This window comes from Flavobacterium suncheonense GH29-5 = DSM 17707 (assembly GCF_000430025.1).
In the GTDB taxonomy this organism is placed as follows: Bacteria; Bacteroidota; Bacteroidia; order Flavobacteriales; family Flavobacteriaceae; genus Flavobacterium; species Flavobacterium suncheonense.
The window spans coordinates 34,363-59,972 of record NZ_AUCZ01000004.1 but is presented as its reverse complement, the minus strand read 5'-3'; the positions used below and the strand labels follow the sequence as shown (position 1 = coordinate 59,972).

20 protein-coding genes are annotated in these 25,610 nt (G+C 41.7%); 10 read left to right on the top strand and 10 right to left on the bottom strand.

Features of this window, described 5'->3' with window-relative positions; all coding sequences use genetic code 11:
- Positions 1 to 210: 210 nt before the first annotated feature.
- Positions 211 to 2,997: an excinuclease ABC subunit UvrA gene (gene uvrA / locus G498_RS0102485; RefSeq protein WP_026979691.1), complete on the top strand. Its 2,787-nt coding sequence runs from the start codon at positions 211 to 213 to the stop codon at positions 2,995 to 2,997.
- Positions 2,998 to 3,030: 33 nt separating this feature from the next.
- Here uvrA and G498_RS0102480 read toward each other — a convergent pair whose 3' ends face one another.
- The gene (locus G498_RS0102480) at positions 3,031 to 4,233 is read right to left on the bottom strand and encodes a M20/M25/M40 family metallo-hydrolase (RefSeq protein WP_026979690.1); all 1,203 of its coding nucleotides are present in this window, start codon (positions 4,231 to 4,233) and stop codon (positions 3,031 to 3,033) included.
- A gap of 112 nt (positions 4,234 to 4,345) precedes the next feature.
- Here G498_RS0102480 and G498_RS0102475 point away from each other — a divergent pair, with 112 nt between their 5' ends.
- Positions 4,346 to 4,738, top strand: a complete 393-nt coding sequence (locus G498_RS0102475; protein WP_026979689.1) for a VOC family protein — start codon at positions 4,346 to 4,348, stop codon at positions 4,736 to 4,738.
- Between the two features lie 228 nt (positions 4,739 to 4,966).
- Positions 4,967 to 5,686, top strand: coding sequence for a hypothetical protein (locus G498_RS0102470; RefSeq protein ID WP_026979688.1), 720 nt, complete (start codon positions 4,967 to 4,969; stop codon positions 5,684 to 5,686).
- A gap of 59 nt (positions 5,687 to 5,745) precedes the next feature.
- Here the strand turns inward: G498_RS0102470 and G498_RS0102465 are convergent, their stop codons facing one another.
- Both G498_RS0102465 and G498_RS0102460 read right to left on the bottom strand, forming a co-directional pair.
- Positions 5,746 to 6,306 (bottom strand): hypothetical protein, encoded by a 561-nt coding sequence (locus tag G498_RS0102465; protein WP_035743840.1) that lies wholly within the window; start codon positions 6,304 to 6,306, stop codon positions 5,746 to 5,748.
- A gap of 1 nt (position 6,307) precedes the next feature.
- Positions 6,308 to 7,219, bottom strand: a complete 912-nt coding sequence (locus tag G498_RS0102460; RefSeq protein ID WP_026979686.1) for a hypothetical protein — start codon at positions 7,217 to 7,219, stop codon at positions 6,308 to 6,310.
- Positions 7,220 to 7,378: 159 nt separating this feature from the next.
- Between G498_RS0102460 and G498_RS0102455 the strand changes: the two genes are divergently transcribed.
- On the top strand, positions 7,379 to 8,380 hold the full coding sequence (locus G498_RS0102455) for an SIMPL domain-containing protein (protein WP_026979685.1): 1,002 nt from the start codon (positions 7,379 to 7,381) through the stop codon (positions 8,378 to 8,380).
- Between the two features lie 43 nt (positions 8,381 to 8,423).
- On the opposite strand, the gene G498_RS0102450 is transcribed toward G498_RS0102455, so the two are convergent.
- From G498_RS0102450 to G498_RS0102430, 5 genes are all read right to left on the bottom strand, one after another.
- Complete coding sequence (locus G498_RS0102450; RefSeq protein ID WP_026979684.1) at positions 8,424 to 9,053, bottom strand: chloramphenicol acetyltransferase; 630 nt, start codon at positions 9,051 to 9,053, stop codon at positions 8,424 to 8,426.
- Positions 9,054 to 9,072: 19 nt separating this feature from the next.
- Complete coding sequence (locus G498_RS0102445; protein WP_026979683.1) at positions 9,073 to 10,350, bottom strand: glycosyltransferase family 4 protein; 1,278 nt, start codon at positions 10,348 to 10,350, stop codon at positions 9,073 to 9,075.
- A gap of 1 nt (position 10,351) precedes the next feature.
- A complete protein-coding gene (gene crcB / locus G498_RS0102440; RefSeq protein WP_026979682.1) occupies positions 10,352 to 10,723 on the bottom strand; it encodes a fluoride efflux transporter CrcB in 372 nt (123 codons plus the stop codon).
- A gap of 54 nt (positions 10,724 to 10,777) precedes the next feature.
- Positions 10,778 to 13,216, bottom strand: a complete 2,439-nt coding sequence (locus G498_RS0102435) for a YfhO family protein (protein ID WP_026979681.1) — start codon at positions 13,214 to 13,216, stop codon at positions 10,778 to 10,780.
- Positions 13,217 to 13,329: 113 nt separating this feature from the next.
- The gene (locus G498_RS0102430; protein WP_026979680.1) at positions 13,330 to 13,605 is read right to left on the bottom strand and encodes a DUF4834 family protein; all 276 of its coding nucleotides are present in this window, start codon (positions 13,603 to 13,605) and stop codon (positions 13,330 to 13,332) included.
- A 120-nt stretch (positions 13,606 to 13,725) separates the two neighbouring features.
- On the opposite strand from G498_RS0102430, the gene G498_RS0102425 reads away from it, so the two are divergent.
- Complete coding sequence (locus G498_RS0102425) at positions 13,726 to 14,673, top strand: transporter (protein ID WP_026979679.1); 948 nt, start codon at positions 13,726 to 13,728, stop codon at positions 14,671 to 14,673.
- Between the two features lies 1 nt (position 14,674).
- Positions 14,675 to 15,793, top strand: a complete 1,119-nt coding sequence (locus G498_RS0102420) for a GNAT family N-acetyltransferase (RefSeq protein WP_026979678.1) — start codon at positions 14,675 to 14,677, stop codon at positions 15,791 to 15,793.
- Between the two features lie 53 nt (positions 15,794 to 15,846).
- Here the strand turns inward: G498_RS0102420 and G498_RS0102415 are convergent, their stop codons facing one another.
- Positions 15,847 to 17,112 carry an aminotransferase class I/II-fold pyridoxal phosphate-dependent enzyme gene (locus tag G498_RS0102415; protein ID WP_026979677.1) on the bottom strand — a complete coding sequence of 422 codons (1,266 nt, stop codon included), beginning with the start codon at positions 17,110 to 17,112 and terminating at the stop codon, positions 15,847 to 15,849.
- 285 nt (positions 17,113 to 17,397) lie between these two features.
- On the opposite strand from G498_RS0102415, the gene G498_RS0102410 reads away from it, so the two are divergent.
- The 4 genes from G498_RS0102410 to G498_RS0102395 all read left to right on the top strand — a co-directional run bounded on the left by G498_RS0102410 (position 17,398) and on the right by G498_RS0102395 (position 23,682).
- The gene (locus G498_RS0102410) at positions 17,398 to 17,811 is read left to right on the top strand and encodes a hypothetical protein (RefSeq protein ID WP_026979676.1); all 414 of its coding nucleotides are present in this window, start codon (positions 17,398 to 17,400) and stop codon (positions 17,809 to 17,811) included.
- 127 nt (positions 17,812 to 17,938) lie between these two features.
- Positions 17,939 to 19,021 (top strand): efflux RND transporter periplasmic adaptor subunit, encoded by a 1,083-nt coding sequence (locus G498_RS0102405; RefSeq protein ID WP_035743836.1) that lies wholly within the window; start codon positions 17,939 to 17,941, stop codon positions 19,019 to 19,021.
- A 25-nt stretch (positions 19,022 to 19,046) separates the two neighbouring features.
- Positions 19,047 to 22,259 carry an efflux RND transporter permease subunit gene (locus tag G498_RS0102400; protein ID WP_026979674.1) on the top strand — a complete coding sequence of 1,071 codons (3,213 nt, stop codon included), beginning with the start codon at positions 19,047 to 19,049 and terminating at the stop codon, positions 22,257 to 22,259.
- On the top strand, positions 22,246 to 23,682 hold the full coding sequence (locus G498_RS0102395) for a TolC family protein (protein ID WP_026979673.1): 1,437 nt from the start codon (positions 22,246 to 22,248) through the stop codon (positions 23,680 to 23,682). Before G498_RS0102400 ends, G498_RS0102395 begins: the two co-directional genes overlap by 14 nt.
- A gap of 245 nt (positions 23,683 to 23,927) precedes the next feature.
- Here the strand turns inward: G498_RS0102395 and G498_RS0102390 are convergent, their stop codons facing one another.
- Complete coding sequence (locus G498_RS0102390) at positions 23,928 to 25,463, bottom strand: carbon-nitrogen hydrolase family protein (protein ID WP_026979672.1); 1,536 nt, start codon at positions 25,461 to 25,463, stop codon at positions 23,928 to 23,930.
- Positions 25,464 to 25,610: the final 147 nt, after the last annotated feature.

The window sequence follows — 25,610 nt, the reverse complement described above, 5'->3', positions numbered from 1 at the left end:
CCCAAATGTAATGAATTATTTTTTTATCTCACAAACAAAAATGCAATATTTAACATATTTTCACACAATAAACGCAAAATAACCCCTCAAAAATCTTTAATTATGCAATTTTAAAACGTTTTGATTTTCAAAATACTAATAACAAAAACTTCGGTTCCGGTTCTTTAAAAAGTGGTTTTTAACTATCTTTGCAGTTCATTGAATTTTGCTATGCAAACCGACATCACAACACTCGAACCCAAGAAAAATATCATTATTAAAGGCGCGCAACTTCACAATCTTAAAAATGTGGATGTGGCGATTCCGAGAAACAAACTTGTGGTCATAACCGGGCTTTCAGGTTCCGGAAAATCAAGCCTGGCTTTCGACACGCTTTACGCGGAAGGACAACGCCGCTATGTGGAAAGTTTATCGTCCTACGCCCGTCAGTTCTTAGGCCGTCTGGACAAACCAAAAGTGGAATACATCAAAGGTATTGCACCTGCCATTGCCATCGAGCAGAAGGTAAACACCACCAATGCCCGCTCCACCGTTGGAACTTCCACGGAAATTTACGATTATCTGAAATTGCTTTACGCCCGAATCGGGAAGACTTTTTCGCCGGTTTCCGGCAAGGAAGTAAAAAAACATACCGTTTCGGATGTTATCAACGAAGTAAAAACCTTTGCCTTAGACAGCAAATGGCTGCTCCTTTCCCCTATTCATCTGGAAGAAGGACGCGCATTGGAAGACAAACTGAAAGTACTGCTGCAACAAGGCTTTGCCCGTATTTTGGTGAACAACGAAATGGTGCGTCTGGATGAAATCGACCAGCATTCCCTTGACAATAAAGACATACTGCTGATTATCGACCGTATCGTGGTCAAAGAAGACGAAGAATTTTACAACCGTTTAGCCGATGCCATTCAAACCGCGTTCTACGAAGGAAAAGGCGAATGCTATCTGCAGGAATTAAATTCCGGTAAAAAAATAACGTTCAGCAATAATTTTGAATTGGACGGCATTACGTTCTTAGAACCAAACATCCATTTATTCAGCTTCAACAATCCTTACGGCGCCTGTCCGAAATGCGAAGGTTATGGTAATGTAATCGGAATAGATGAAGAATTAGTGGTGCCGAATACGGCGCTTTCGGTGTATGAAAACGCAATTTATCCGTGGCGCGGCGAAAGCATGGGCTGGTACCGCGACCAATTGGTGAACAACAGCCATCATTTCGACTTTCCGATTCACAAACCGTATTTTGAATTATCGCAGGAACACAAAGATTTAATCTGGAAAGGCAATAAATATTTTGTCGGATTGGACGCTTTCTTTCAGGAGCTGGAAGAGAAAAATTATAAAATTCAGAACCGCGTGATGCTTTCCCGTTACCGCGGCAAAACCAAGTGCAACGTCTGCAAAGGAAAACGTTTGCGCGAAGAAGCTAATTACGTTTTTGTAGGCGGCAAAACGATTTCCGATTTAGTCGATTTACCGATTAAAAACCTGATTGAGTTCTTCAAAGGTCTTACTTTATCGGAATACGAGGAAAAAGTAGCGAAACGCCTTTTGCTGGAAATCAACAACCGTTTGCGCTTTCTGGACGAAGTGGGCTTGAATTACCTAACGTTAAACCGAAATTCCGCAACGCTTTCCGGAGGTGAATCACAGCGTATCAATCTGGCTACTTCACTGGGAAGCAGCTTGGTAGGTTCGATGTATATTCTGGATGAGCCAAGTATCGGTTTACACCCGAAAGACACCGAACGACTGATAAAAGTGCTGGAAGATTTGCGCAATCTGGGCAATACCGTAATTGTGGTGGAACACGATGAAGACATTATGAAAGCGGCCGACATGATTATCGACATCGGTCCCGAAGCCGGAACTTTCGGCGGAAAACTGGTCGCCCAAGGCACTTACGAAGAAATCCTGAATGCCGATTCGCTTACCGCCTTGTACCTCAACGGAAAAATGGAAATTGAAGTACCGAAGAAACGCCGCAAATTCAAAAACCATGTGGATGTTATCGGGGCGCGTGAAAACAACTTGAAAAATATCGATGTTACGTTTCCTCTGGAATGTTTAACGGTAATTACCGGCGTTTCAGGAAGCGGAAAAAGTACGTTGGTTAAAAAAATATTATTTCCGGCACTTCAGAAAAAACTGGAAGGTGTTGGGGAAAAAGCCGGTCAGTTTACCGATTTAGCCGGAAGTTATTCCTTAATCAAACACATTGAATACGTAGATCAGAACCCAATTGGAAGAAGTTCGCGGTCGAATCCTGTGACTTATATTAAAGCGTATGATGATATCCGGGATTTGTTTGCTAAACAGCAATTGTCGAAAATGCGCGGCTATCAGGCGAAACATTTTTCCTTCAACGTAGACGGCGGCCGCTGTGAAACCTGTAAAGGCGAAGGCGAAGTAACCATCGAAATGCAGTTCATGGCCGACGTGCATCTGGAATGTGAAACCTGCAACGGCAAACGCTTCAAAAAAGAAATCCTGGAAGTGAATTTTGAAGGCAAAAACATCGATGACATACTGACGATGACCATTGATGACGCTATTTCCTTCTTCGACACACACAAACAGACGAAAATCATTCAGAAATTACAACCGCTTCAGGATGTTGGTTTGGGATATGTGCAGTTGGGTCAATCGTCTTCTACTCTTTCCGGCGGTGAGGCGCAGCGTATCAAGCTGGCGTCGTTTTTGGTAAAAGGAGCTACTAAAGAAAAAGCACTATTCGTTTTCGATGAACCGACAACCGGATTACACTTCCACGACATCAAAAAATTATTGGCTTCTTTTGATGCCTTAATTGAAAAAGGGCATTCCATAATCGTAATTGAACACAATCTGGATTTAATCAAATGTGCGGATTACATCATCGACATTGGTCCGGAAGGCGGTGAAAACGGCGGAAACCTGATAGCTTTCGGAACTCCGGAAGAAGTGGCAAAAAACACAAAATCAATTACCGGAAAATATTTAAAAGAAAAACTGTAAAAAAAAGACCTCCGTTTAAGAGGTCTTTTTTATTTATTCGATTACGATTTTCTTTGTAACCCTAGTCTCTCCGGATTCTAAAATACCCAAATAAACGCCGGAACTCAAATGCGAAACATCAAGCGTTTCTATCTGTCGGGCATTCTGAAAAGTTTCTGCAATCACTTTCTTTCCATTAATATCTACTACTGAAAACGTATAATTGGGATTGGTTAAAACTCCTAAATTGATGTTCAGCTTGCCTTTTGCCGGGTTGGGGAAAAAGCTTATCTGAAAATCAGCCTGGAAATCTTCCTGGGAAAGTGCCGCTACTGACGCTTTGGCAAAGTGAAGAGTTGCTCCTACGGCAGCTTTAGCCACCTTAAAGTTATAAACCGGATCCATGTTTACCAACAAATCGTTTACCGTGTGTGCATAAGGCGTTTCATTGGTTTCAAAAAAACCGGTAATGATTTCGTTATTGTTTTCAAAAGTCATGTAATCCGATGCATAAGCCGATGCCAGAACCGGGGTTAAAGGAGAATACAAACTCACGCAATTCATCAGTTCCTGTGTCATGGTATTCGAAGCGGCGTTATTGGTGGTTGGATTACCGGTATCGCGTTCGCAGGTGATGGAATTGTTGGCCATTCCGGCTCTTCCGCCTACTTCATCGATATTGAAAACCAAACGGATGTCCATTTTCGGATTTGTCGCGTTAACCACATCGGTTACATAATGCTGACTGCCGCGCAGGCCGTCTTCTTCGCCACTGAAATTGATAAACTTAACCGAATACTCCGTTGGAACACTTTGCAGCAATCTTGCAACTTCCAGGATAGTTACCACTCCGCTGCCATTATCGTTTGTACCCGTTCCGACAATGGAATCGTAATGACCACACACAATAACATAAGTATTAGGATACAGGGTTCCTATCTTTGTTACCACAACATTTTTACAAGTAACCGGAGAACCGGAATAGGTATAGGTGTACGAATCTTCAACAATTTGTGAAGCTGTGTAACCATAACTTTGATATTTTGTTTTCAGCCAATTTAAAGTATTCTGTAAAGCAGCTGAACCGCGCTGTTTAACTCCTAACGCTTCGTATTCGGTTAAATTTGCGGTAACGTTCGTTTGGGAAGTCTGATTGACAACATCGGCATACGCCTGAATGAACGTCTGTGCAGTAGTGGTTTGCAGACAAAACACTGCCGAAAGTAATAGCAGTAGTTTTACGGTAAGAATTTTCATTTTTAGTTAATTAGTTAAGTCGGTTTGTTAGTTTGGTTCACGAATTTATAAAATTTTAGCTTAGGAACTACATTTTTTTATATTTTTCCATCACAATAGAACAAAATCACAAATGAAACAAATCTTAGCCTCCGAATTCATCCTATATGTTGACAATCAGGAAAGTACTTCCCGCTTTTACGAAGCCGTGTTCCGAACCAAACCTACTTTGGAAGTGCCCGGCATGACCGAATTCACCCTTTCCGAAACCCTCAAAATCGGACTGATGCCCAACAGCGGTATTGCCAAAATCTTAACCCCGAAAACGGTTCACCCGGAAAAAGGAAACGGTATTCCGCGTTGTGAGTTCTATTTTTATGTAACCGATTTGCAATTTGAATTTGATAATGCCGTGAAAGCCGGAGCCAAAATCATCAGCGACATCGAAGACCGAAACTGGGGTGACCGCGTTGGTTATGTAGCCGATTTGGACGGTCACATCATTGCCTTCGCGGAAAAATTGTAATTAAATCATACTTCACACAAAACACAATCTCATTTCTCTGTAAAAAGTGAAATTTTTTATTTTACACAAAACACTGTTTATCAGGATATTAACTTATAAAGAATCAAATTAAAAACACACAGAACATTTTTTGGCACGCTAATTGGATATCACTAAGCAACAAGAATTTTTACTTGTTCGAGGAAGCCGAAAATCGAAAGAGTAAGCAAACTGTTAAATTGTAATGTTATGAGAAAAATTACTCTTTTAGTAGCCAGTACTATCCTGGTAGGAAGTATGGCTTTTGCGTCAGAAAATCCTGTTTTTTCTGATAACAACGGTAGAAACCCACGTCATTATGTGGATTATCGCAACGCCGAACCGATTATGTTTCTGGAACGCGGTATTGAGTTTTACATATTCCCTAACGGTGAATTTGATTTCAACACAAGACCTTCAGGCCCAAGAAGAACTGAGGTGAACACCACTTACGGAGCGCCCGGCGTTTATGCCACAACCTATTACGGACCGGCAAACTACGGTGTACGTATTGAACACGACAACTTAGGACGTGTAAGACGAATCGGAAACGTTTTCATCAACTACGACAGCCGTAACCGTGTAAAACGCGTAGGTTCTGTATACATGAGCTATAACAGTTTTGCGCTTACTCAAGTGGGTGGTTTGAGAATTTTCTACAACAGAAGAGGACAAATCATCGATGTAACCGGATATGTGAACGGTGCCAGTCATGCCTACGCTTACAACCCATTTGCCGATGCAGGCTATGGCGGTAACTACGGAACAGGCTACGATTACGACTATGGTTACGATAGCGGATCAGGGTACAACGAAGACGATTACTACTACTACAGAGCCGACGGAACCAAAGCGAAAATGAGCAAAGAAGAAATCGAAGCGGTTAAAAAAGACGAACGTTCTGTAATGGAAAAAAATAAAAGATCATAATAGATTTGGTTGGTTAGTTTGGTTAGAGTCCCGTGGAGCAGCAATGTGAAGCGGGATTTTTACATTTTTAATGGCCCCAAAGTGTATTCCCAAACTTCTTTGGTTTTGTTTCCGAATTGCTTTTGAACCGGATAGAAAAAAACCTGCTGCTGAATGTTCTTCTTTTGAGAATTCACCAGAACTGTATAACTAAACACAAAACTGTTTTCCTGAACGGCTTTTTTCTCAATTTCAAGCAACTGAATATGGTGTTTAGAAGATTTGAGTAGTTGCAGAAAAGCATCAAGTGTAATTGTAGTATCAGCATCCAAAACCATATTATCCATCATAACAGCAGTATTTCCGAAAAGGCTCTTGATACTTTCCATCACCTGATTTTTAAACGCTTCCGATTCATTACCAGAAAGCAGCTGAAAATAACTGTACAAATCCTTGATTTTGGCTTCCGCATTCTCTTGATAAACTACAATGGAAGCAACATTAAAATTGGTCTGAATTGCCTGTTTTGACATTTTTTTATTCACACCGGAAGTTTCAGTACTCATTTCTTTATTCGAAATATTCTGTCCGAAACACAAAACCGAAGCAAACAATAAAAATATATTTAAAAATGGCTTCATCTTACTTTTGAATTAATCGGATTAGCGAAATCTTATTTTCCTTGTCTTTTTCCAAAACCACTATTTTGAGTTGCTTCAGTGAAGGCGTAGGCACCACCAATTGTTGAGTAAATTCTTTTTTATCAAAATACTCGACGCCTAAATTATCCTTTAGCATTACCATAACTTCCAGATTATCAGATAAAATCATCTCCAATTGTGCTTTTCGGATTTCCCAATCTTTGATATCCGATTGCATAAAGGCTTTTAACATCATTCCGTAATCATCGGGTTTGAGTTCAATAATCTGTGGTTCGGAATTGGAACTTACCGTAATTTGCTTGCCTTCATAAAATGGGCTTTTCAATACCACTTTATCTTTTACACCAACTTCCAAAATACCGTTTTTTATCGGAATTGCCTTTTCCACCGAATCGTTTACTACAAAAGCTTTCACTTCATCGGTTGCAATTTTTTCTTTGGTAAAAGTGTCTTTCAATTCGATGGTTTTCTTTTCCGGAACAAATACATTTTTCAAAAACAGTGCTGCAAGTATGAGTATAAGACATATTCCTATAACATAAAATGCTCTACTATTTCCGGTTTTTGAAATTATAGCTTCTTCCGTTTCTTCTGAAATTGCAGTTCCCTTATACTGAAATTTGAATTCGTCCCAACCTGAAAGACCAACATACTGGCTTAAAATATCCAGCATGTCTTTTCGGGGTAACTTCTCATTCTGTTCCGGTTTCAGATGGGTGTAAATCCACTTTTCACTTACGGATTGTTTTGTATTCAGCTGAATGGAGTCAATCAAGTTGAAAATATCCTGGGAACTGAACGTTTTCCAACTTCCAGTAAAATACGGATGCTGCTTTCGGTACGTTTCCAAAACGCTTAGTTTCAACTGAAAAAACACGTCCAATTCGGTCATAAATAACTGCTGTAAAAGTAGTTGCTGCTAGCTTTTCTTTACTGTAAAAGCACTGTAAATGTACTGAAAAAACATTACAGTAAGTCGAAAGTCCTTTTACAGCAAACAATTCTTCATCTGAAAATACATTTGCCTCATCAACCTTAAAAATCAAACATCATGAAATCAAAATGGCTAACCATCGTATGCATTGCAACTTCTTTTTTAAATGCTAACGCACAACATTCCGGGAACGTGAATTCGGAAACCGCTAAAAAAGAAATGGGTAATTACAATTACAATAACCAGTATCAGAATCGGGAAGTGAACAGTATTCAGACAACGTATTCCAACGATTATGAAATGGTCATTAACATCAAAGGAATTTATAACGAAAAAGCAACGGCGCAGCGGGCGGTTTTCAGTGTTTTACAGATTGGAAAATCGGCGGAAGAAGTAACGAATCTCATCGACGACCGTATTAACAAAGTGGCAAAAGAACTTCAGGAGTTCAACAAAGATATCGAAGTGGTTTCCGATATCATCACATTCATCCCAACCTATGAATACGAAGCAGAAAAAAAGATTTTCAACCCGAAAACCTACAACGAAAAACCATCCGGATTTGAACTGAAGAAGAACCTCATCATCAAATACAAAAACACCAACGACCTGAACAAAATCATGAACATTTGCGCCAAACAGGAAATTTATGATATGGCAAAAGTGGATTATGTGACGAGTAATTTAGATCAGATTCGCGACGTGCTTCAGGCAAAAGCCTTGGAAGAATACAAACAAATGCTCACCAATTATTCCGTCATTATGAATACCGATTTGTTCAAAAAGGAAAAAACGCTAACCGAAGGCTACAACACCATTTATCCGATGGAAAGTTACAAATCGTATTCCGCTTACAGTCAGGCTTCCATTAATTTTGACCCAAAAAGTCAGGTGAATCAAGTGAAGAAAAACACGACGCAATTTTATGATGCAGCCTTGGCCAAATCGCACACTTTTGTGGTGAATCCGGAAATTACCGAACCGACGATTCAACTGTTTTACGATATGGTAATAAAAATCAAATTGAAGGAAGACCAATTACCGAAAAACACCATTATTCGCAACAACCGCTATTATATTATCACAGCGGCCGGCGATATCAAACCGTTAAACCTGTAAATAAAAATCCCGCTTCACAGCAATATGAAGCGGGATTTTTCAATTAAATCGAATTCAGGAAATATTGAAATTTTTCAAGATATTTTGCGATATGGAAGCCGTCCACTAACCCATGATTGGCTTCAATGGAAAACGGAAGAAACCGTTTCCCTTCACGGACAAACGCCTTTCCAAAAGTAATTTTCGGAACGGATTCGCTGTTATTGAAATTCGTCGGATGCAGAAGCCCGGTAAACGACAACCACGGCAAAGTTGAATGACGAATTAAATCGCTTTTGAAATCATCATTGTTCAATCGTAATCCGGTGGAATTTTGCACTTCCTGAATTTCCCGTTGCAGTTCCGCATTAAAAACTTCAAAATCGTCTGAAAAAGGAATAAAAGCAAACCCAAAAGTCCCGTCTTCCCTTCCTATTGTCGTTCCGGCGTGAATGACATCAAAAACCACCACCTGATTGTCTACAATTCGATATTTAAATTCTTCCGTTTGATTGATTGCCATCATCGATTTGTGCATGTACGTAGCGAAAAAAGATTGCTGCAACTCTTTCGCCTTCAGATATGCATGCGTACAATCCACTTCAGTTACGATACCGAAATAAGGACTGTCCATTTTCGTAAAAAATTCAAAATGCTCTTTTCGGTTCCAGGTTGATAGGTCTATAATTCTCATTTGAACCTTTTACAAGTAGTTATTTTAGAAGCGCCGCTAATTCTTTGGTCAGGTTTTTTCGGCTGTATTGTTGCAAACCAACGGGATACACTTTCAAATTCTTCTCCAGATATAAGTTGAAATAATTGAGAATCGTTTCTTTCACTTTGTCTTTTTCGTCGTACAGGGCAAACGTTCCGCTATTGGTTTGTTTTAAGATTTCGGAAAAGTCCGCGTCTTTTGGACCGATGGCTAAAATCGGACGTTCGGACACCATATATTCAAACAATTTTCCGGGAATGATGCTTTTCGTGTCTTCCGAATCAATTTCAATCAGCAACAAAACCTGCGATTTCCGCTGTTGTTCCACCGCTTCCTGATGTGAAACATAACCCAAATTGTTTACGAAAGTATTCAGTTTAAATTCTTTAATCGCATCCAAAACTTCCTGACTGGTAGCGCCTATCAATTTCAATTCGAAGTGCTTTCTGAATTCGGCATTTTCTTTGGTAAGTTCCCGCAAGGCTTTCCACAAAACACGCGGATTGCGTTCCGATAAAAACGACCCAATGTGTGCCAAGGTGAATTTTTCATCCATAGCCGGCCTTCCCACATTTTCCACGTCGTAACCATTCGTAATGACATGAATCGGTTTATTGGTAATGGCTTCAAATTCTTTTTTGGTGGTTGGACTGGTTACCAAAAGAAAATCAGCGGTAGTCATGACTTTCTTCTCCATATCCTTATGCTTTTTAGCCGATGCTTCCGTTAATTTCAAAGCTTTGTGATACCCGATAGTCGTCCACGGATCGCGGAAATCGGCTATCCATTTGACATTCAGCTTTTCCTTGAGCTGCAATCCTATTAAGTGCAGGCTGTGTGGCGGTCCGGTGGTAATTACCGTATCAATATTATTTTCCTGAATGTATTTTGACAGATACTTTACAGATGGTTTCACCCACAACACACGGGCATCGGGAATAAACAGATTACCGCGAACCCAAAGCATCATTTTCTGAATCAAGGATTGTTTTCTCTGGTTCGGAATAATTCCGGAACTGATTTTTTTGGTATTCTTTTTCGAAAAAACCGAAGCCCAGGCATACGGCTCAATGATTTTATTTTTAAGAATGGTTACGTTTTTCGGCACATCTGCAACCAACTTTTCATCCAATAACGGATAAGTCGGATTTTCGGGTATGTAAACTATGGGGTCGATGTCGAAATCCGGTAAATACTTCACGAATTTGAGCCAACGCTGTACGCCGGGTCCTCCCGCGGGTGGCCAATAATACGTTATGATGAGTACTTTTTTCATGTTATCCTTTCGAAACCATTAAACCGGCATAGGTGGCGGCTAATCCTAAAATCACACTTAAACCAATATATAGAAATGCCGTTCCAATCTGATTGGCTTGCAGTAGTTGTACATTCTCGTTTGAAAATGTGGAGAATGTTGTATAACCGCCACAAAAACCGGTTACCAAAAAGAATTTCAGATCCGGATTGGTGATGTGGTTTTTCTCCAGATAGCCTAAAAACAGACCGATAAGGAAACAGCCCAGAATGTTCGCGGTAAACGTGGCATACGGAAAATATAACTGTACATGTTTATTAACAAACTGAGCGGTCAGGTAACGAAAAACGCTGCCTAATCCTCCGCCTAATGCTATTAATAAAATGATTCTCATATTTTCTTGAAACGAAGATAAAACGGATGCACGCAACGCAGATTATCACTGATTTTATACTTCTTCTTTTTTTCTTTTAACTTCTGTAAAAATTCCGAAACCGATTAAAAGTATCATACCAAAGCAGCTTACTAAGGAAATCAGGCTTCCGGTTTTTACCACTTGCGGTTCGAATTTGAATTCTATGGTGTGTTTCCCGGCTGGGATTTGCAAACCTCTCAAGACATAATTTACATTGTAGATTTTCGTTTCTTTTCCATCAATGGTAGCTTTCCAGCCTTTTGGATAGTAAATCTCAGAAAACACACCAAAACCTTCTTTAGTGTTTGATGATGTATAAACCAAACGGTTTGGCTTGTATTCCGTTAATCTTATAGTTGCTGTGGAATCTTTAGAAATGTTTTCCGCTCCTTTAAAATCCTGTCCTCCTTCTGCCAATGTATTGAGAATTACAGTGTTTTTGGAATCCAGTTTGTCCAAAGCTTTCATCTCCTGATCGGCAGAACTTACAAATTGAACTTTATTCACAAACCAGGCATTTCCGTTCGCATTCGGATTGACCATCGGAACATCCTGACCTTTTTCGTCTTTTTGGATGATGTATTTTACATTCAGCATGTTCAACACTTCAATATTGTTTTTCGCAATCTGATAATCAAACAACTGTTGCATTTTTCGTGGTTTGGCGGCATGATACCCCCCAATCGATTTATGGAAATACGACGCACGCGCGCTCGACATGTTCCCGTCTACTTCAAAAACACGGTAATGGGTGGTGTCGCGTAAAATGTGCTCATCAGCCGGTGTGGCTTCGAACGGTAAATCCGCTTGACGGGCCGAAACGAAACTGTCATTGTTTACGTAATTTTTGTCTACAAAGAATAAATCGCCTACCATTAAAACACCCACTATGATAATTGCAGTTAGCTCAGATAGTTTGTTTTTAAGGAATAGCCAAAGTGTTCCTGCTGCCAGTAAAATAAGTATTCCGGAACGCATCAAATCGGACGAATACATTTCTTTGCGCTGTTCCACTAAAGCATCGATAAACGGTGGACCCATTTCGCCGTACATCTGCAAATACATGCTGTCGCTGCCGCCGGTAAATCGGAACATGCCTTTGAAAAGGAACAAGACAACAATTACGCCTACCGTTACTGCAGCTGTTTTCCATAAAGCGGTAAAACGCTCTTTTTCCTCAGCTTTGAAGAATGCCTGTAAACCTAAAATCGCCATAACCGGCATACACAGTTCCAAAAGCACCTGAATGGAAGATACTGCCCGGAATTTGTTGTACATCGGCACGAAATCGATGAAGAAATCCGTCAATAACGGAAAGTGTTTCCCCCAAGACAACAACAACGATAAAATGGCACCGCCTAAAAACGCGTATTTGATTTTGCGCTTGTCTACAAACATCGACAAGACAAATAAGAAGAAAACGATGGCGCCGATATAAGCCGGTGCTGCCACAATAGGCTGATCACCCCAATACGTTGGTACCGAAGAGGCAAAATCCTTGGCTTCTGCCGGTGAAGCTCCTTGTGACAATACGAAATCATACATCGGTGAACCTTCTCCTGTATTCTCATGATTGGAACCCCCAAACAAACGCGGGGCAATAAGGTTTAAACTTTCGGCAATTCCATAGCTGTATTCGGTGATGTATTCGTAGGACATGGCATTGCTGCTGTCTGCTTTTTTCCCGTCGGGTGCGAAACTCAATTCACTGTCGCTTCGGGTGGAATATTTGGCGTATTCGGAAGTCGCCATTAAGTTAGTAGCATTCGCACCAACAGCAAGTATCGCGGCCAGTGCAAAAATTCCGGCGGTCTTCCAAAGCCCTTTGAAATCTTTTTCTTTTACATACTGGATTGTATAATACAACGCAATCACCAAAAGTAAAAACAGTAAATAATACGTCATCTGAAAGTGATTCGCGTTGATTTCCAGTGCGGCTGCTATCATCGTGAGCAAACCACCAATAACATAGCGCTTCTGATACACCAGAATAACGCCGGCAACTACCATCGGCATATAGGCAATGGCGTGCGCTTTAGCATTGTGCCCCACCCCGAGAATGATAATCATATAAGTAGAAAAACCAAACGCGAGCGCTCCGAAAAACGACTTCATCGTATCTACCCGGAGGGATTTCAGCAAAATGAAAAAACCTAAAAAGTACAAAAACAAATAATCGGCAGGACGCGGTAGAAATCGGAATACACTGTCTAATTTTTTGATGTAATTGTGCGGATAATTGGCGCCTAACTGATACGTTGGCATGCCTCCGAAAGCACTGTTCGTCCAATACGGCTCTTCTCCCGTGGTTTTTCTGAAATCCGCCTGCTCTTTTGCCATTCCGATGTATTGAGCAATGTCGCTTTGAAAGACTTTTTTACCCTGCATGACCGGATAAAAATAAAGAAGGGAAATGATTGCAAAACCTGCTATAACCAGCAAATAAGGGTAGATTTTGTTTAGGTTTTTCATATAATATGAATGTAAATTGCTTCGATTAGCTTAAAAATCAGGCTAAAATAACAATAAAAACCCTTTTAAAAAAAGAAAACGAACAACTGGGGGTTATTCGTTTTTACTTGTGCTTATTCAATTTCTTCAAAATCAATATACTCGCCTACTTTTTTCTTCTCCCGGGGCATCTCATTCTTAGAAGACTGCGGTTGACTTTGTTGCGAATATTGCTGCTGATAATTTTGCTGATAGTTTTGTTGTTGCTGTTTAAAATTCTGCTCGGCTTTTTTTACTACCTGCTGAAACAAATACGGTGCAAGCAGACGCATCAGGAATTTCAAAACGTAGTAAATAAAAACAATCCAGAGTAAGGTTCTTAACAGTCCGGTAAATGAGGCCGTATCCATAATCGAAATAAAATTTTTCAAATTTAAGCAAAGCTAACTTTAAAAATCGGTTTCGTTTCTTAAAATAATAATAAAAATGCTATTTTTGGAAAGCTTAATAAAAACGGAAACTCACAAACCATGCGAAACATAAAAACAAAACTTCTCGGCTTTTTGCTTTTAACGTCGGGAATCACTTTTGCTCAATATACAGAGGAAATTAACTCGAACCGTCCGGGAAAATCTTTTGGAGCGTATTCGATCGGAAAAACAGTAATTCAGGCGGAAACCGGCGTGTTTTATCTGAAAGAAGACCACGATTTACTGGAAACAGAATCCAAAGGTTTCGGATTGGATTTAGCCGTTCGTTACGGTGCTTTTCTGGAGCAACTGGAATTTATTGCCGAAATGCAATATGAAACCGACAAATTCAGCACGCCTTTCGGAAACGAAAACCGCAACGGCTTCCGACAATTATTAGTAGGAGCCAAATATCTGGTTTACGACCCGTGGAAAAACTACAAGGAAAAAGTGAACGTATACAGCTGGAAAGCCAATAAAAAATTCAAATGGAGAAAATTGTTGCCGGCTGTTGGTGTGTATGCCGGAGCGAATTTCAATGTTGGAGACAATCCGTATACCTTTCCGAATGACCCGAGTTTCAGCCCGAAAGTAATGGCCATTTTGCAAAACCATTTCGGTAACAAAACCGTATTGACCACCAACATCATCTACGATAAATTCACAACCGACTATCCTTCACTGGGCTACATCTTAACGTTAAGCCGTGCCGTTGGGGAAAGATGGTCTGTTTTTCTGGAAAACCAAGGTTACAAAAGCGACTGGTATGCCGACAGTGTAATCCGCGGCGGTGGTGCTTTCCTGTTGAAGAAAAACATGCAGGTTGACGTTTCTTTGGGAACCAACTTTAAAGACACGCCGTCCATCCTGAGCGGTGCCGTAGGTTTTGCGTGGCGATTTGACAAAAACTACAAGCCTATCGAAATTAAAGAAGGGAAAGAAGTGAAAGGCGATTCGAAAGGAAAAGCCATGGAGAAAAAGAAAAACCGTACCGACGAAGTAAAATAACATGATTACAATAAAAGAGGTTACCTCAAAAAAAGCGTTGAAGGAGTTCGTTTTGTTCTCCTTCGACCTTTTTAAGAACAATCCGTACTGGATTCCGCCGATTATTGCCGACGAGCTGGAATCGTTTGATAAAGACAAAAACCCGGCGTTTAAAACAGCCAGCGTTAAATTTTTTCTGGCCTACAAAAACGGAAAAATTGCCGGAAAAGTGGCGGCCATCATTAATTGGGACGAAGTAAACCTGCTGAAGAAAAAGAAAACCCGATTTGGCTGGTTTGATGTTGTTGACGACCTTGAAGTAACTAAAGCGCTATTGGATAAAGTGGCCGAATTCGGTAAAGAAAACGGCATGGACCATATCGAAGGCCCAATGGGTTTCTCCAATTTAGATAAAGTGGGCGTTTTAACGGAAGGTTTTGACCAACTGGGTACGATGATTTCCTGGTACAGCCCGCCGTATTACAAAGAACACTTTGAAAAACTGGGCATGGTAAAAGAAAAGGAATATTTCGAGAGTTACTTTTCCATGGAAGCAGTAAATCCGGAACCTTTTCAGCGCGCCAGCAAAATGATTAAAGAGCGTTACGGTTTAAAAGTGCTGAACTTTAAAACATCCGCAGCAGTCATGCCGTATGTGGATCAGATGTTTGATCTGTTTAACGAATCTTATGCTTCACTACAGTCGTTTGTGGCCATTAATGAAGAAACCAAGGAATATTTCAAGAAGAAATACATCAGTTTCATCAATCCGGAGTACATCAAATTTATTATTGATAAAAACGACAAGATGATTGGTTTTACCGTGGTGATGCCGTCGTTTGAAAGAGCACTGCAGAAGGCCAAAGGTAAATTATTCCCATTCGGATTTATTCATCTGCTGCAGGCGAAAAAAAATTCAAAAGAAGTGGTTTTTTACCTGATTGGGGTTAGCCCTGAATACCAGAACAAAGGCATTACGGCCGTTATTTTCGATGAATATTACAAAGTTTTCAAAGAAAAAGGCATCAAACGCTTCATCCGCACTCCGGAATTGGAGGAGAATCATGCGATGCATAATTTGTGGAAGAATTTTGATCCGACCGTTCACAAATGGAGACGAACGTATCGAAAAGATATATAAACAAAAAACCGAAGATTGCTCTTCGGTTTTTTTTATGATTTGAATTGTTGAAATTACTCAGCAGAAACGTCTACCGTAGTTTTTTCAGCGATTGCTTTATACGTTCCGTTGGTTAATTTCTCACGGATGGCTTCAAAAGCAGCTAAAGTTTCGTCGATATCTTTTTGCGTGTGCGACGCCGTTGGAATCATACGCAACAAGATGATACCTTTCGGAATTACCGGATATACCACAATGGATAAAAAGATTCCGTAGTTTTCACGCAAATCGTTTACCATTACCATCGCTTCCGGAATAGAACCTTCCAGATAAACCGGTGTGATACAGGTATTAGTATCGCCAATGTTAAACCCTCTTTCTTTTAATCCGTTTTGTAAAGCGTTTACGTTTACCCATAATTTGTCTTTGATTTCAGACGAATTGCGCAACAACTCCAAACGCTTCAGTGAACCGATAGTCTGAATCATCGGCAACGCTTTAGCGAACATTTGCGAACGTAAGTTGTATTTCAGATAATCGATTACATCTTTATCTGCCGCTACGAAAGCCCCGATATTAGCCATGGATTTTGCAAATGTTGAGAAATATACGTCAATTCCGTCCTGACAACCTTGCTCCTCACCTGCTCCGGCTCCTGTTTTCCCAAGGGTTCCGAAACCGTGCGCATCGTCTACCAGCAAGCGGAAATTGTATTTTTTCTTCATTTCCACAATTTCTTTCAGTTTCCCCTGCTGACCGCGCATTCCGAAAACCCCTTCGGTAATGAAAAGGATACCACCTCCAGTTTCCTGTGCCATTTTAGTGGCACGCTGCAGGTTTTTCTCCATACTTTCCAGGTCGTTGTGTTTGTAGGTGAAACGTTTTCCCATGTGCAGACGAACGCCGTCGATGATACACGCGTGAGAATCCACATCGTATACGATAATGTCGTTTTTAGACACCAAAGCATCAATGATAGACACCATTCCCTGATACCCGAAATTCAGCAAATAAGCCGCTTCTTTCTGCACAAAAGCCGCTAATTCGTTTTCCAGTTGTTCGTGGTATTTGGTGTGACCCGACATCATACGGGCGCCCATCGGATAAGCGGCTCCGAATTGTGCTGCCGCCTCGGTATCCGCTTTGCGAACTTCCGGATGATTCGCTAATCCTAAATAATCGTTCAAACTCCAGTTTAAAATGTCTTTTCCGTGGAATTTCATTCTTGGTCCTAATTCGCCTTCCAATTTCGGAAACACATAGTAACCTTCTGCCTGTGAAGCCCATTTTCCTAACGGGCCTTTATTGTTTTGTATTCTTTCAAATAAATCTTTTACCATAATGCAAGAATGTATAAGTCTGATTTTTAATCGCTCCAAAAGTAACTATTTCTGATTTTCTATCATAAATAAATTGCATTTTTTAAATCTAAATTTACAAACCGTTTCAGGACAGCTAAAACGCTAAAATATTCTTCTCCGGATTTACGACTGCTTCCTCCAAAACCTTTTTAAACAAAAGCAAAGCGTCACAACACACTTTTTAAAACCGTAAAATTATTTTAACATCATTTTATATGCATTAAGTTTCCTTAACAGAAAACTTTAATTACTTTTGCCGTACTTATGAAGAGACTGTTTCATCACATCCTGCTTCTTTTTACCGTCTTATGGTTTAACAACCTGTTTGCTGTTAATTCCGATAAGGCGCACGCTCATTTTTTATCCTCTGAAAAGAATTCCGAAGTGTATGCTTCTTCAGATGCTGAGTTTAAATCGGATGCTGATGTTAAGCAGTACTTATTTATTCCAAAGGCTTTTAAAGACAAAATTGAGCTTTCCGAAAGTGAAATTGAAACGGAAAATTTTCAGTTCAATCACCTCAGCGGCACTTTCAGTTTCTTTGAAACCTACTTTTTTACAGCTACCAACGGCAATATCAGCCAACTGTTTCACAACGGTTTAGCACCCTGCCAACATTTCTTATACCTCGCAACGATTAAGTCGTTCTGCATTATTTTCTGCGTCTACAGGATTTGATCCCGCTTCTTTCCCGGAATTGCTCCCTTAAAGCCTTTATGGCTTAAACTGACTTTTTTAGTTCTCTAAAACAAGCCGGAGCACCTTTACCATTTCAAAATTTACAATCATAACCATTTTTATTATTATGGCTAAAAGACTTTTATTGCTTCTTAGCTTGTGTGGTCTGCTATGGAACACCAGCTGCAATACTGAAAAAGAAAAGAAAGAAGAAAATCACAACTTTTTGGTTACCAACCCTATACAAAAAGACACTTTAATCACAAAATCTTATGTGTGCCAGATTCACGCCATCAATCATATCGAATTACGGGCTCAGGAACGCGGATATTTACAGAAGATTTATGTAGACGAAGGCCAATTCGTAAAAAAAGGCCAATTGTTGTTCCAAATCATGCCGAACCTCTATCAGGCGGATGTGCAGAAAATGCAGGCCGAGGTCAACTTTGTGCAAATCGAATATCAGAACACCAAAAGATTAGCCGAGAAAAACGTCGTTTCTCCTAACGAACTTGCCATGGCAAAAGCCAAGTTAGACAAAGCCATAGCGGAACTGGGTGTGGCAAAAGTGCATTTACAGTTTACCGAAATCCGCGCGCCGTTTGACGGGATTATCGACAAATTCCATGTGCGTTTGGGAAGTTTGCTGGAAGAAGGCGATTTGTTGACTAATTTGTCTGATAACAGCAAAATGTGGGTGTACTACAACGTTCCGGAAGCGGAATATCTGGATTACAAATCGAAAACGAAAGATAACGGCAAAACCACCGTGGATTTGCTGATGGCAAATAACGAGTTCTTCCCTCAAAAAGGCGTTGTAGAAACCATTGAAGCCGATTTTAACAACGAAACTGGTAACATTTCTTTCCGTGCGACCTTCCCGAATCCGAAAGGGCTGCTGCGCCATGGCGAAACCGGAAGTGTTCAAACCACGATTCCGCTGAAAAATGTGATGCTGATTCCTCAAAAAGCCACTTTCGAAGTACTGGAGAAAAAATATGTATATGTGGTAGACCAAAACAATGTAGTACATTCCAAAGCCATTTCCATAGTGGCCGAATTGCCGCACATCTTCGCCGTAAAAGGCTTATCGGAAGGCGATAAAATTCTGCTGGAAGGATTAGGCCTGGTGAAAGAAAACGAAAAAATCGAGTATAAAGCAGTCGCTCCGAACACCGTGTTGTCGCATTTAGACTTGTATGCTGAATAATTATAAATCTTAAAAAAAGAGAAAAATGTTTAGCAAATTCATACACAGACCGGTATTCGCGATTGTGATTTCCATCGTGATACTTTTTGTGGGATCGCTGGCCATCAAACAGTTGCCCATCTCACAGTTTCCGCAAATTGCGCCAACCACCGTTAACATCTTTATTGCCTATCCCGGTGCGAGTGCCGATGTATTGGTAAAATCGACACTTATCAGTTTGGAAAATGCCATAAACGGTGTGGAAGGCATGCGTTATATTGCCACCGACGCCACCAGTGCCGGAGAGGCCACCTTAAGAATCATTTTTGAACCCGGAACCGACCCCAACGAAGCCGTAGTCCGGGTAAAAACCAGGGTCGATCAGGTGATGCCGCTCTTGCCGGAACTGGTACAACGGGAAGGGGTTGTCATTACTCCGATTCAGCCTTCCATGCTAATGTACGTGAACCTTTACTCGAAAGACAAAGGCATGGACGAAAAATTCCTGTACAATTATGCCAGCGTAAAAATGATTCCCGAAATCAACCGACTGAAAGGTGTGGCGCGTTCCCAGATTTTGGGAAGCCGAACCTATGCGATGCGGGTCTGGTTAAATCCGGAGCGGATGCGTTCGTATAATATTTCGGTGGATGAAGTGATGGACGCTTTAGGCGAACAAAGTATCATCGGACGTCCGGGCCGGATCGGACAGAGTTCGGGTATTGCTGCCCAGTCACTGGAATATGTACTGACCTATAAAGGCCGTTTCAGCGAGCCTAAAGAATACGAAAACGTAATTATCCGTGCGAATTCAGATGGCGAAAAAATCCGTTTGAAAGACATCGGAAAAGTGGAATTGGGAAGTGAATTCTTCGACATCTATTCCAATTTGGACGGAAGCCCGTCTGCGGCCATCGTCTTAAAACAAAACTACGGCAGTAACGCCAGCGAGGTTATTGAAGAAATCAAAGCCAAACTGGAGGAAATGAAAGAAACCTTTCCTCCTGGCATGGATTACAAAATCAGTTACGACGTTTCGCAGTTCCTTGATGCGTCTATTGAACAGGTTGTTGACACCTTACGCGATGCGTTCATTCTGGTAGCTTTTGTAGTGTTTATCTTCTTAGGCGACTGGCGTTCGACTTTAATTCCGATTATTGCCGTACCGGTATCGTTAATCGGGGCGTTCTTTGTGATTCAGTTCTTCGGGCTTTCCATCAACTTAGTTACCTTATTTGCGCTTGTACTGGCGATTGGTATCGTGGTGGATGACGCGATTGTCGTCGTCGAGGCCGTCCATGCCAAGTTTGAGGAAGACCCGCATATCACACCGTATCAGGCCGTTAAAAAAGTATTGGGCGAAATCAGCGGGGCAATTATTGCGATTACTGCGGTAATGGTTTCCGTATTCCTGCCGATTTCCTTCATGTCGGGTCCTGTAGGAACGTTCTACCGTCAGTTCTCGATTACCATGGCGAGTTCGATTGTGATTTCGGCTTTGGTTGCCCTTACCCTAACCCCGGTATTGTGTGCCATCATGCTGAAAAACCATCACGGGCACGAAAAGAAAAGCAATGCCTTTACCCGCGCCCTTGACAAGTTCAATAGTATTTTTGACCGACTGACCGGTAAATATGTTTCGCTGTTACGAAAGATTGCCAGCCGAAGATGGGTTACGTTTGGAATCTTAGCTGCTTTCTGTGCGGGCATTATCTTTGAAAATCAAATTCTGCCGTCCGGATTTATTCCGAATGAAGATCAGGGAACCATTTATGCCATTATTCAGACGCCTCCGGGCTCGACTTTGGAACGCACCAATCAGATTTCGCAAAAACTGCAGAAAATATGTAAAAGTGTTGACGGAATAGAATCGGTGTCTTCATTGGCTGGTTATGAGATTATGACGGAAGGACGCGGTTCGAATGCCGGCACCTGTCTAATCAACCTAAAACCTTGGTCGGAACGGGAACATACCGTGAAGGAAATCATGGAAGAACTGGAAGAAAAATCGAAAGGATTGGGCGCCGTGGTGGAATACTTTGAGCCACCAGCCATTCCGGGATTCGGTTCTTCGGGCGGTTTCTCGATGCGTTTGCTGGACAAGAATACCACAACCGATTACCACGAATTCGACAAAGTCAACAAAAAATTCATGGCCGATTTGGGCAAACGCAAAGAACTGACCGGTTTGTTTACCTTCTTCGCGGCCAATTATCCGCAATACGAGCTGGAAATCAACAACGATTTGGCGATGCAGAAAGGCGTTTCCATCGGTAAAGCCATGGAAAACCTCAACATCATGATTGGTAGTACCTACGAACAGGGGTTCATCAAATTTGGCCGTTTCTTTAAAGTGTATGTTCAATCCGATCCTAAATTCCGACGATTGCCTTCGGACATTTTGAACATGTTTGTGAAAAACGAAAATGGGGAAATGGTACCGTATTCCGCGTTTATGACCCTGAAAAAATCACAGGGACCGAATGAGATTACGCGCTACAACATGTATAATTCCGCGGCGATTCAGGGACTTCCGGCAAAAGGGTACACCACTGCCGAAGCCATTCAGGCCATTCGTGAAGTAGCCGAAGTTTCGTTGCCAAAAGGCTATGACATCGCCTGGGAAGGTCTGTCTTATGACGAATCCAACCGGGGTAACGAATCCATTTACATTTTCGGCATCGTACTGATTTTCGTGTATTTGGTTTTAGCGGCGCAATACGAAAGTTTCATCATTCCGTTGTCGGTTATTTTCTCGTTGCCGGCGGGTATTTTCGGATCGTTTATGCTGCTGCAGTTAATGGGGCTTGAAAACAATATTTACGCGCAGATCGGGCTCATCATGCTCGTCGGACTGCTCGGGAAGAATGCCGTGCTGATTGTGGAATTTGCCATACAGAAGCACAACGAAGGCATGACCATACTCGAAGCAGCCATCGAAGGGGCAAAAGTGCGTTTCCGTCCGATTCTGATGACTTCCTTTGCTTTTATTGCCGGACTAATTCCGTTGATTATTGCCACAGGAGCCGGTGCCATCGGAAATAAAACCATTGGAGCGGCTGCTTTAGGCGGAATGTTGTTGGGAACTGTTTTCGGCGTAATTGTCGTTCCGGGACTGTATTACATTTTCGGATCGTTGGCCGACGGCCGTAAACTGATTAAAGGCGAAGACGAAAGCTCCTTATCCGATGAATTCGTGCATATGATTGATGCGTTTAAACCACAACAAGAAACTGAAGAAAACCATGAAAACAACTAAGAACTGGAAATATAGTTGCATAGCCGGCACGCTCATTCTGCTGAGTGTAGCAGGCTGTAAAACACCCGGCCTAGCCGAAAAGAATGCCAACACCAAAGTTCCTGAGCAGTATACCGCTGTTCAGGACACGGTGAATTCGGGAAAAATGTCCTGGAAAACCTATTTTAAGGATGCCAACCTGCAAGCATTGATTGACGAAGCGTTGAAAAACAATCAGGAGCTGAACATTACGATGCAGGAGATTGAGATTTCAAAAAACGAAATCAAAGCCCGAAAAGGAGAATACCTCCCGTTTGTAAATGCCAAAGCCGGAGCCGCCGTGGATAAAAAAGCGCGGTACACTAACATCGGGGCTATGGAAGCCACTACTGAAATCAGCCCCGGGGAAGAAATGCCGGAACCGCTAAACGATTTCAATTTAGGGCTTTACGCGAACTGGGAACTGGACATCTGGAAAAAACTCCGCAACGCCAAGAAATCGGCGGTGAGTCGTTATCTTTCTTCGGTGGAAGGGAAAAATTTCATGGTAACCAATCTGGTTTCGGAAATTGCGAATTCGTATTATGAATTGCTGGCGTTAGACAATCAGCTGGAAATTGTAAATCAGAACATTGCCATTCAAAGTAATGCTTTGGAAATCGTAAAATGGCAGAAAGATGCCGCACGTACGACCGAATTGGCCGTTAAGAAATTTGAAGCCGAAGTGTTTAAAACCAAGAGCCTGCAATTTGACATTCAACAGCAAATTGTGGAAACGGAGAACCGGATTAATTTCTTAGTCGGCAGATTCCCGCAGCCTGTGGAACGCAACAGCGGTACTTTTACTGAAAGCCTGCCCAATGTGGTACACACTGGTTTACCGTCGGATTTGCTGGCCAACCGTCCGGACATCAAACAGGCGGAATACGAATTGGCCGCTACGAAACTGGACGTGAAATCGGCGAAAGCACGTTTCTACCCTTCTGTAGGGATTTCTGCCGGTATCGGGTATCAGGCCTTTAATCCGGAATATCTTTTCAAACCGAAATCGTTATTGTACTCGTTAGCCGGTGATTTAATGGCACCTTTAATCAACCGAAATGCGATTAAAGCAAGCTACAATACGGCCAACGCAAAACAGATTCAGGCGGCTTACAATTACGAGCAGACCATTCTGAAAGCCTATATTGAAGTGAGCAATCAGGTGTCTAAAATCAGTAATCTGGAAAAGAGTTATGCTTTGAGAAGCCAACAGGTGGAAGCGCTGAACAACTCGGTTAACATATCCAACGATTTGTTCCGTTCTGCCCGTGCCGATTATATGGAAGTTTTGTTAACCCAACGCGATGCTCTGGAATCCAAATTCGATTTGGTGGAAACCAAAATGCAGCAGCTAAACGCCATGGTTAACATTTACCGAGCTTTAGGAGGCGGCTGGCAATAATGCAGTTAGTTATTATGGATTGATGAAAAGCCATTGTACTTCGGTACAGTGGCTTTTTCTTTACCCGCTTTCGTCTGTTTTTTATTCCCATAAAAATATCAGAGAAAAAACGACTTAAATCCGATAATTAGCATTACATTTGTACCCGAACGCACAGCAATGTGGTTACACGTTCACTTTAAAAGTCGGGGGCTCCACCCCGGCTTTTTTCATTTTCAACTGTTTTTTTACTTCATATTGCCTGTTTATCCTTCGGAAGGCACTGATTTTAACAGTTGCGTGGCATACAAATCGTTTCTTTTGTCTAAGAGGTTTTTTACGCTGCCGTGGAAATGCAGACTTTCCAGTAAACTCAAATCGACATCGGAAATCAGAATCATTTCGGTATTGGCGGTCGCTTCACTTTTGATGCCGTTAAACGGAAAGGCAAAGTCACAAGGCGTAAACACCACGGCCTGCGAATAGTGCAAATCCATCGCTTCCACCTGAGGCAAATTCCCGACGCTTCCCGTAATGGCCACAAAACACTCGTTTTCAATCGCCCGGGCTGCGGCGCAATGGCGTACTCGCATGTAGGCATTGTGGGTATCGGTTAAATACGGGACAAACAGTATCTGCATTCTTTCTTCGGAAAGCAAACGGGCAAGTTCGGGAAATTCTACGTCGTAGCAGATTAGGATGCCAATTTTTCCGGCGTCGGTATCGTAGGTTCTGAGCATGTCGCCGCCTTTAAGCCCCCAGTATTTTTGCTCGTCGGGTGTGATGTGGATTTTTTCGTAGCGTTCGGTTTTCCCGTTGCGGTGGCAGAGAAATCCAACGTTTTTAAGCCGGTTGTCTTCCATAAAAGGCATGCTTCCGGTAATGATGTTGACGTTGTATTTGATGGCCCATTCGCTGAACTTGTCTTTGATTTGTTCGGTATAGTCGGCTAACTGTCGCATGGCATCGGCTTCGTCTTTGCTTTCCAGCAGTGCCATCATCGGGGCGTTGAAAAATTCCGGAAAGACCGCAAAATCCGATTTGTAAGCCGATACGGAATCGATAAAATATTCGGCCTGGGTAAACAACTGTTCCAGCGATGTATAATAGCGCATTTCCCATTGGATAAGACCAAGACGGACGTTTCGGGTTACTCTTTTGGTTTCTGTTTCGCTGTCTTCGTAATAGACGTTATCCCATTGCAGCAAGGTGGCATATTCGCGGCTTTGCAAATCTTCGGGAAGGTAATTGGTAAGCACTTTTTTAACGTGAAAATCGTTACTGAGCTGAAAAGATAAAACAGGATCATAAATTTCCTTGCGTTTTACTTTGGCAATATACTCTTTGGGCTTCATTTCCGATTCGTACTGGTAATAGTTCGGGATGCGCCCGCCGAAAACCACCGCTTTGAGGTTGAGTTTCTCACAGAGTTCTTTCCGGACGTCGTAGAGCCTGCGGCCTAAGCGTCTTCCGCGGTAATCGGGATGGATGAACACTTCGATTCCGTACAGTACATCGCCTTGGGGGTTGTGGGTGGAAAAGGTATAATTTCCGGTAATTTCTTTGTAGGTATGGTTGTCGCCAAAATCGTCGTAGTTTACAATGATGGACAACGCACAGCCTACGATTTTATCGTTATAACAAATGACCAGCTGGCCTTCGGGGAATTTCTTGATGAGCCGGTCTATGGCCATAAACGTCCAGAGGTTGCCTACCCAGTTTTTGTAGGCGGCTTCCATGGTTTCAATCAGTTGTCTGTAATCGTCCAGCTTTAGTTCCCGTATTTCAACAATATCATCCATAGGTATCTTTTTTTCGGATTAAAAAAACGCTGTAAACCGGTATGCACAACCTTACCACAATATGAGGTGAACCTGGTGTCTAGCAAGGCGAAGAATAACAAATTTAAGAAATACCCGTTGTTTTATGAAGAAATTCTTAATTTTTTA

Excerpts from the sequence above, each read along its gene's own strand:
- crcB (WP_026979682.1), bottom strand. The coding sequence starts at position 10,723 with ATGAGAATCATTTTATTAATAGCATTAGGCGGAGGATTAGGCAGCGTT.
- G498_RS0102445 (WP_026979683.1), bottom strand. The coding sequence starts at position 10,350 with ATGAAAAAAGTACTCATCATAACGTATTATTGGCCACCCGCGGGAGGA.
- G498_RS0102470 (WP_026979688.1), top strand. The coding sequence starts at position 4,967 with ATGAGAAAAATTACTCTTTTAGTAGCCAGTACTATCCTGGTAGGAAGT.
- G498_RS0102420 (WP_026979678.1), top strand. The coding sequence starts at position 14,675 with ATGATTACAATAAAAGAGGTTACCTCAAAAAAAGCGTTGAAGGAGTTC.
- G498_RS0102480 (WP_026979690.1), bottom strand. The coding sequence starts at position 4,233 with ATGAAAATTCTTACCGTAAAACTACTGCTATTACTTTCGGCAGTGTTT.
- G498_RS0102460 (WP_026979686.1), bottom strand. The coding sequence starts at position 7,219 with ATGACCGAATTGGACGTGTTTTTTCAGTTGAAACTAAGCGTTTTGGAA.
- G498_RS0102430 (WP_026979680.1), bottom strand. The coding sequence starts at position 13,605 with ATGGATACGGCCTCATTTACCGGACTGTTAAGAACCTTACTCTGGATT.
- G498_RS0102410 (WP_026979676.1), top strand. The coding sequence starts at position 17,398 with ATGAAGAGACTGTTTCATCACATCCTGCTTCTTTTTACCGTCTTATGG.
- uvrA (WP_026979691.1), top strand. The coding sequence starts at position 211 with ATGCAAACCGACATCACAACACTCGAACCCAAGAAAAATATCATTATT.
- G498_RS0102415 (WP_026979677.1), bottom strand. The coding sequence starts at position 17,112 with ATGGTAAAAGATTTATTTGAAAGAATACAAAACAATAAAGGCCCGTTA.
- G498_RS0102475 (WP_026979689.1), top strand. The coding sequence starts at position 4,346 with ATGAAACAAATCTTAGCCTCCGAATTCATCCTATATGTTGACAATCAG.
- G498_RS0102465 (WP_035743840.1), bottom strand. The coding sequence starts at position 6,306 with ATGAAGCCATTTTTAAATATATTTTTATTGTTTGCTTCGGTTTTGTGT.
- G498_RS0102425 (WP_026979679.1), top strand. The coding sequence starts at position 13,726 with ATGCGAAACATAAAAACAAAACTTCTCGGCTTTTTGCTTTTAACGTCG.
- G498_RS0102455 (WP_026979685.1), top strand. The coding sequence starts at position 7,379 with ATGAAATCAAAATGGCTAACCATCGTATGCATTGCAACTTCTTTTTTA.
- G498_RS0102450 (WP_026979684.1), bottom strand. The coding sequence starts at position 9,053 with ATGAGAATTATAGACCTATCAACCTGGAACCGAAAAGAGCATTTTGAA.
- G498_RS0102390 (WP_026979672.1), bottom strand. The coding sequence starts at position 25,463 with ATGGATGATATTGTTGAAATACGGGAACTAAAGCTGGACGATTACAGA.
- G498_RS0102400 (WP_026979674.1), top strand. The coding sequence starts at position 19,047 with ATGTTTAGCAAATTCATACACAGACCGGTATTCGCGATTGTGATTTCC.
- G498_RS0102395 (WP_026979673.1), top strand. The coding sequence starts at position 22,246 with ATGAAAACAACTAAGAACTGGAAATATAGTTGCATAGCCGGCACGCTC.
- G498_RS0102405 (WP_035743836.1), top strand. The coding sequence starts at position 17,939 with ATGGCTAAAAGACTTTTATTGCTTCTTAGCTTGTGTGGTCTGCTATGG.
- G498_RS0102435 (WP_026979681.1), bottom strand. The coding sequence starts at position 13,216 with ATGAAAAACCTAAACAAAATCTACCCTTATTTGCTGGTTATAGCAGGT.